This is a genomic window from Rhizobium sp. RSm-3, assembly GCF_001854685.1.
GTDB lineage: Bacteria > Pseudomonadota > Alphaproteobacteria > Rhizobiales > Rhizobiaceae > Rhizobium > Rhizobium ecuadorense.
In genome coordinates, this window is record NZ_MAWZ01000005.1 from 1 (window position 1) to 6,501 (window position 6,501).

Annotated in this window: 5 protein-coding genes; 4 read left to right on the plus strand and 1 reads right to left on the minus strand. The window is 58.4% G+C overall.

The features are described from left to right. Positions 1 to 90 precede the first annotated feature (90 nt). A complete protein-coding gene (locus tag BBJ66_RS08395) occupies positions 91 to 813 on the minus strand; it encodes an SOS response-associated peptidase (RefSeq protein WP_071086241.1) in 723 nt (240 codons plus the stop codon). 257 nt (positions 814 to 1,070) lie between these two features. On the opposite strand from BBJ66_RS08395, the gene BBJ66_RS08400 reads away from it, so the two are divergent. The 4 genes from BBJ66_RS08400 to BBJ66_RS08415 all read left to right on the plus strand — a co-directional run bounded on the left by BBJ66_RS08400 (position 1,071) and on the right by BBJ66_RS08415 (position 6,202). Continuing rightward, positions 1,071 to 1,457 (plus strand): GNAT family N-acetyltransferase, encoded by a 387-nt coding sequence (locus BBJ66_RS08400; RefSeq protein WP_071086243.1) that lies wholly within the window; start codon positions 1,071 to 1,073, stop codon positions 1,455 to 1,457. Between the two features lie 384 nt (positions 1,458 to 1,841). Then, complete coding sequence (locus BBJ66_RS08405; RefSeq protein WP_071086245.1) at positions 1,842 to 4,688, plus strand: cadherin domain-containing protein; 2,847 nt, start codon at positions 1,842 to 1,844, stop codon at positions 4,686 to 4,688. A gap of 228 nt (positions 4,689 to 4,916) precedes the next feature. Continuing rightward, on the plus strand, positions 4,917 to 5,384 hold the full coding sequence (locus BBJ66_RS08410) for a DUF3828 domain-containing protein (protein ID WP_071086247.1): 468 nt from the start codon (positions 4,917 to 4,919) through the stop codon (positions 5,382 to 5,384). Between the two features lie 605 nt (positions 5,385 to 5,989). Beyond that, entirely contained in the window at positions 5,990 to 6,202 is a 213-nt protein-coding gene (locus BBJ66_RS08415) for a cold-shock protein (RefSeq protein ID WP_003540801.1), read from the plus strand. Positions 6,203 to 6,501 lie beyond the last annotated feature (299 nt).

Consider the following 6,501-nt stretch of genomic DNA (forward strand, 5'->3'; position numbering starts at 1 on the left):
TGAGACGATCTAAAACACCCATGACTGCCTCCAAAAGACAGTCTTGAATCTGATTTGCTCACCTTTGGGAATCCCAAGAGTCCACGACTCCTAGATCAGCGTCGGTTCCGGATCGTCATCAACCTCTTCGATGATCTCCGGCCTGTCGTTCTTCGGAGAGCCGACATCCCGGCCGATCTTCCACATCGTCATCAGCTCGGATGGGAAGGGCTGCATGAGATCGCTGGGGTCCGGTTCGGCTGACAGCCATCTCTCGTAATCCGCGCGATGCAGGATGACAGGCATGCGGTCATGAATCTCCGCCATCATCTCGTTCGGCTCGCAGGTGACGACGGCGAAGTTGCGGATGGACACGCCCTTCTCGTCCGTCCACGTCTCCCATATGCCCGCGAGCGCAAAAGGCGAGCCGTCTTTCATGGCGATGGCATAGGGCTGCTTGTTCTTGCCGGTCCCGTGAATGTCCTTCCATTCGAAGAAGCCATTGATCGGAACGAGGCAGCGACGCGATCGGTATGCCGAGCGGAACATGCCGTTGCCGCTGATCGTCTCGCATCGAACATTGACCGGCGGCGGCCGGCCGCCTGATTTGGCCCAGGAAGGCATCAGACCCCAGCGGGCGGTGACGAATATGGGGCCTGACGTATCGGGTTCGCGCACGATATCCCTGACGATAATAGGATAATCTTGCGACGGCGCTCCATTCCAGCGGGGAAAGCGATTTCCCAGCCCGTCGATATCCCCGCCCTTCACTGCAAAGGCGAAATTGCCGACCAATTCTTCAAGCGAAGTTTTGACGAAGATGCGTCCGCACATCGTGCCTCCTGCCGATGGAATATCAGATGTTCTGATTATGTTCTCGACGCAGACGTCGTCAACCAAGCGTCAGTTGTGCCCGCTCAGGAATGCCCCTTCGCGGCCCTGAGGACACAGAAATGAACGATGAGAAGTGGGCGCCCTCACGTCAAAGCTGAGAGAAGGCCTGCCCCGGCAATCGATCTATTGCGGAGCAAGCGGAATCGGCAGAAAAAAACTCCCGGCAAGCGACACGACAAATGCATCGGAATCCACCCATGCCAGAACTCCGCATCGACCCCTTCCCTTCGCCCGCCGAACTCAACGCCCTCTGGTCAGCAGCCTGGAGCACGCCCGAAGCGCCGGATTTCTCCCGCATCCTGCCCCGCAGCCTCGCCCATATCGGCGCCTATCACGACGACACACTCGTCGGCTTCGTCAACGTCGCCTGGGATGGCGGCATTCATGCCTTCATTCTCGACACCTCGGTGCATCCCGACCTGCGCCGGCAGGGGATTGCGACGCGGTTGGTCAGGGAAGCGACGAGAGTTGCACGAGAGCGCGGCGCTGCGTGGCTGCATGTCGATTTCGAACCGCACCTGACCGGCTTCTACCGCGCCTGCGGATTTACCGCCACCGCGGCGGGCCTCATCAAGCTCAAGTAAGACCTCCCGCGCGGGAATGCAGGAACACGTCGAAAGCCAGCACCAACCTGCGATGGTGGCTCGGATGATCCGCAGCGCGGCGCCGTCGAAAACCCGCTTCAAAACACAATTTTGCCGAGAGTACCTCGGCTGAAAATAAAAAATGATACTACTTAGCAGATCAAAATATGCCTTTGAGTTCTCAAATCAAAATGCTTCTCCCAGTATCTCGTCCTTAATTTTTGATTAAAAGAGCAATGAAAAGACACAATTTTGCATTGAAAACTTAATAGGGGATTGGCATAGATCCCCAGAGGGTTGTCGTCCGTTGAAGCGGCAAGAACAGTTCTACTGAGGATTTCCGATTTTCATAGAATGCAACGCATCTATTGGGGTAGGTTTAATATGGCCTTGAATATTCTGGACACCAACGGCGCAACGATTACCAAGACCGGCGCCGAGTTCGAAGCTTACGACGTTATCCGCCACTCCGCCACCAGCCCTTCCTCGGCTGTCACGCTGGTCGTCTCGGATTCAGGCGTGGCCGATCTGGCCGACGAGTTGGGTTCGGTCTCCGCGAACGTGACGGGCTCTAGCGGCGACAATGTGATCACGACGGGCGCCGGCAACGACAACGTCAATGGCGGTGATGGCAATGATACGCTGAACGGCGGCGCCGGTGACGATGTGATCACTGGCGGCAGCGGCAACGACAAACTGATCGGCGGCGACGGCAACGACAGCATCACCGATGGTGGCTTTTCCGTCTTTCTGCCGGGACCTGGCGGCCCCCAGCCGGAACTCATCAACATTGACGCGGGCGCTGGCAACGATGCCATAACCATCGACAGATTCGCGTCACAGATATCAGGGACGATCGATGGCGGCGCCGGGATCGATACGCTGCAAGCCCAATCGCTCCAGGGCTTGACGCTCAAGAACATCGAAGTCCTTGAGACCGGATTCTCGCAGGTTTTCGGTTCGAGCGCGCAGTTCGAAAGCTTCGACAAGATTCTGGGATCGACTTTTCCGTTCCCTGATTTTCGCCCATCATTGGCGGTTACTGACAGCGCCCACCTCGATCTTTCCGACGAGCTGGGAAATCTCGGAGCTTTTATCACCGGCTTCTCCGGCGTCGACGCAAAGACCGGCGCTGGCAACGACGAGTTCGCGGGCAGCGACACCGACGACATTTTCGACGGCAGCGGCGGCAACGACCTCATCAATGGTAATGCCGGCAATGACAAATTGACGGGCGGCGCCGGCAACGACACCATCAATGGCGGCGACGGCATCGACACCGCAATCTTCTCAGGCAACTTTGTCAACTATTCCCTGGCGATCGACAATGGCAGCCGTGTCGTGACGAGCGCGCTTGAGGGCATGGATAAGCTGACAGACGTCGAATTCGCGCGCTTTGCCGATGGCGTCTACAGTTTCGCCACGGAAACGTTCACCATCAACAGCCCCGGGCCGGGTACTCCGCTGAATATCCTGGACACGCACGGCGCCACGATCACCAAGACCGGCGCTGAGTTCGACGCTTACGACGTCATCCGCGACTCCGACAATCCTCTTGTCCCGGTCAACCTGATCATCTCGGATTCCGGGACGGTAAACCTTGCAGACGAATTGGGTTCGGGCTCTGCAAACGTGACGGGCTCGAGCGGCGACAACGTGATCACGACGGGCGCAGGTCACGACAACATCGATGGCGGCGATGGCAATGATACGCTGAACGGCGGCGCCGGAAACGATCAGCTTCGTGGCGGTGATGGCAATGACACGCTGAATGGTGGCGATGGCAATGACCTGCTCGCCGGCAGAGATGGCAATGATATTCTGAATGGCGGCGACGGCAATGATCAGATCGTGGGCGACGTCGGAAATGACATCATCAGGGGCGGCGCGGGCAACGATGCGATCTCCGATGGTGACCGCTTCGGCCATACCCCTGAGGTCTTTAACGTCGATGCCGGCGATGGCGACGATGCCATAACCGTAGAGACATTCGCTCTAGTTTCCGGAACGATCGACGGCGGCGCCGGGATTGATAGTCTTGAAGCCATCTCGCTCCGGGGCCTGACGATCAAGAACATCGAAATCCTTGAAACGGAGGGATGGTCGGTTGCCGGTTCGAGCGCGCAATTCGAGAGCTTTGAAAAGATCGTTTACTCGACCGATCCGTTCCACGATTTCAACGCCTCATTGGCTTTGACGGACAGCGCCCACCTCGACCTTTCCGACGAGTTGGGGGATCTCGGGGCTTACATTGCCGGTAATGTCTCCGGCATCGACGTCAAGACCGGCGGCGGCGACGACGAATTTACCGGCACCGACGGTAACGACATTTTCGACGGCAGCGGCGGCAACGACATCCTCAATGGCAATGCCGGCAATGACAAATTGACCGGCGGCGGCGGCAACGACACCATCAATGGCGGCGCCGGCATCGACACGGCGTTCTTCGCCGGCAATTTCGCCAATTATTCCCTGGCATTGAGCAATGGTGATCACATCCTGACGAGCGCCGCTGAAGGGACGGACACGCTGACCGACGTCGAATTCGCCCGTTTTGCCGACGGCGTCTACGACTTCGCCACGGAAAGCTTCACGCCTAAAAGCAACGCCGCGCCGACCAATATCCAGCTCTCGAAAACCTCCATGTCGGAGGACACGCCGATCTGGACCACGGTTGGTCTCCTCAGCGCCAAGGACGCCGACGGCGACGTCCTCACGTACAAACTCCTTGACGGCGCCGACGATCATTTCCGGATCAACGGCAACCGCATCGTCACCTCGAAGGCGCTGGACTACGAGACGGCCAAATCGCACACGATCAAGGTCGCCGTCTCCGACGGCAAGGTCACTGTGGAAAAGGACATCACGATCAACGTCCTCGACGTCAACGAAGCGCCGGTCAACCAGGCGCCGATAAAGCTTTCCTTCTCACGCAGCTCGATCTCCGAGAACGTCGCGATCGGCACCTCGGTCGGCCTTCTCTCGGCCGTCGATCCGGAAGGGGGTACGGTGAAGTGGCGGCTGACAGATGATGCGGACGGCATCTTCAAGCTCGTCGGCAACAAGATCCAGACCAAGGCAGCAATCGACTTCGAAAGCAACCATAGCCTGACCTTCACCGCTGAAGCCTATGACGCGGCTGGAAATACCACCAGCCACGACTTCACGATCACCGTGAAGGACGTCTTCGAGCCGTCGTTTTCGAGCCTGTTGCATGAGACGTTGATCTAATCGCGATACGATTGCCGGTGGACGCAGAGATGCGTCACCGGCGATCTCGACAAAAGGTAGGACTTCCCGCGTGGCTATCGTAGTCCCACCGACCGAACTTGCCTGACACCCTCAGACCTGCCGGAGACGGCAAGGCCGGCGGCCACTCCCAGGCAACCCCTCTCAAAATGCAGCTCCACCTTGACGCCGGTTTCGGTTATGATTTCCACCCGTCCGAGGAGAGTCCGCATGCGTCTGCCCACATTCATCCTCGCCCTTGCCGTGTCGGCGCTCGCAGCCCTGCCCGCATCGGCCGAGACCTACAAGACGCCGAAGGCGCTGCTCAAGGCGCTCTACAGTTACAACACCGACAACAGCGATGCCGAGGCGCCCTCGCCTTATTCGATCTTCTTCTCCGACCATCTGAACGAGCTCCTCCAGACCGACCTCGACAACACGCCCGATGGCGATGTCGGCGCGATCGACTTCGATCCCGTCATATCAGGCCAGGACGGCAGGGCGAGCGACGTCAGGATCGGCCAGCCGATCCTGCTGGATGATAAGGCCGAGGTGGAGGTTCAGTTCGAAAACGGCGAAGAGGTGACGCTCTTCTACACGCTGGTGCGGCAGCATGGTGGCTGGAAGGTCGACGATATCGCCAATCAGAAAGGGGATACTCCGTGGAGCCTGAGCGCGTTGCTGGGTGATGCGCAGTAGGCGATGGCCATAGGCCTCAAGGTGAGGAGGAACCACGAGGGCGGGCGTGGAAACTTCCGATACAATTTCGCATGCCCCGCCTCCAGAATCGAAGGCAATGGCGCCGGTGGCAGCCCCGCCCTTCGAGGCTTCAGCCTTCGGCTTCCGCACCTCACGATGAGGGCTGATTGGTGTACCGACGCAGCAGGCGCCGCCCACGACACAATCCACACCGGCCGCCGAATCTGCCTTTCATCCCGTTTCGGCACGGAATCCCGCTATGACACATCAATACAAGGAACCGCTAACTCTCCGTCAAGTATCTGAATCTTCGGCATTTCCTGCCATCGATGCGGGCATGCCAAAAGAATCCCGCTTGCTTTTTGCCCGAAAAGCTGGCACCAATTCACCTACTCGGGCATTTGCATGCCGGTGACTGGACTGATGTGGTAATCCCTTCCGTTTGGAAGGCGGCGCGGGACTACCCGCCTACGTAGACGTTCTTTCCCCGTACGTGACTTCTCCGACTGACCCTTCGTCCCAATCGATCGGGGCGAAAGCTAAAGCCGTCCGCTTCCTCTCGGGGGCGCGGATACTACACCGACTAAGGGAAAAGGACGATCCCAATGGCCACCAAGGGCACCGTAAAATTCTTCAACCAGGACAAGGGTTTTGGTTTCATCACGCCGGACGGCGGCGCAAAGGACGTTTTCGTCCATATCTCTGCGCTGCAGGCTTCTGGCATCCAGTCGCTGCGCGAAGGCCAGCAGGTTACCTTCGACACCGAGCCGGACCGCATGGGCAAGGGCCCGAAGGCCGTCAACATCTCGGCTTCGTAAGTCAGACTTCCGCTTCGGCGGCCTGAACGGCGCTCCGCAAGGGGCGCCGTTTCTGTTTGCAGCGTGAACGTAATTTGTCGATCGCACCGCCGGATGGTATATGCGCGCTGTGGAAATGATCCCGCCCCCGCGGCGGTGCGGCGCCCTTGCGGCACCCAGAGAACAACGAATTATGGAACGTCGATGATACAGAAGAGCCCGATTTTCGCGGTCGCCCCGATGATCGATGGGGCATACTTTCGAAATTATCACATATATTTCAGATATTTAATCGCAGTAAGTCGTTGCATGTTACAAAT

What these genes read in the sequence shown, in the direction of transcription:
- BBJ66_RS08395 (WP_071086241.1), bottom strand. Translation starts at nt 813, where the DNA reads ATGTGCGGACGCATCTTCGTCAAAACTTCGCTTGAAGAATTGGTCGGC.
- BBJ66_RS08400 (WP_071086243.1), top strand. Translation starts at nt 1,071, where the DNA reads ATGCCAGAACTCCGCATCGACCCCTTCCCTTCGCCCGCCGAACTCAAC.
- BBJ66_RS08405 (WP_071086245.1), top strand. Translation starts at nt 1,842, where the DNA reads ATGGCCTTGAATATTCTGGACACCAACGGCGCAACGATTACCAAGACC.
- BBJ66_RS08410 (WP_071086247.1), top strand. Translation starts at nt 4,917, where the DNA reads ATGCGTCTGCCCACATTCATCCTCGCCCTTGCCGTGTCGGCGCTCGCA.
- BBJ66_RS08415 (WP_003540801.1), top strand. Translation starts at nt 5,990, where the DNA reads ATGGCCACCAAGGGCACCGTAAAATTCTTCAACCAGGACAAGGGTTTT.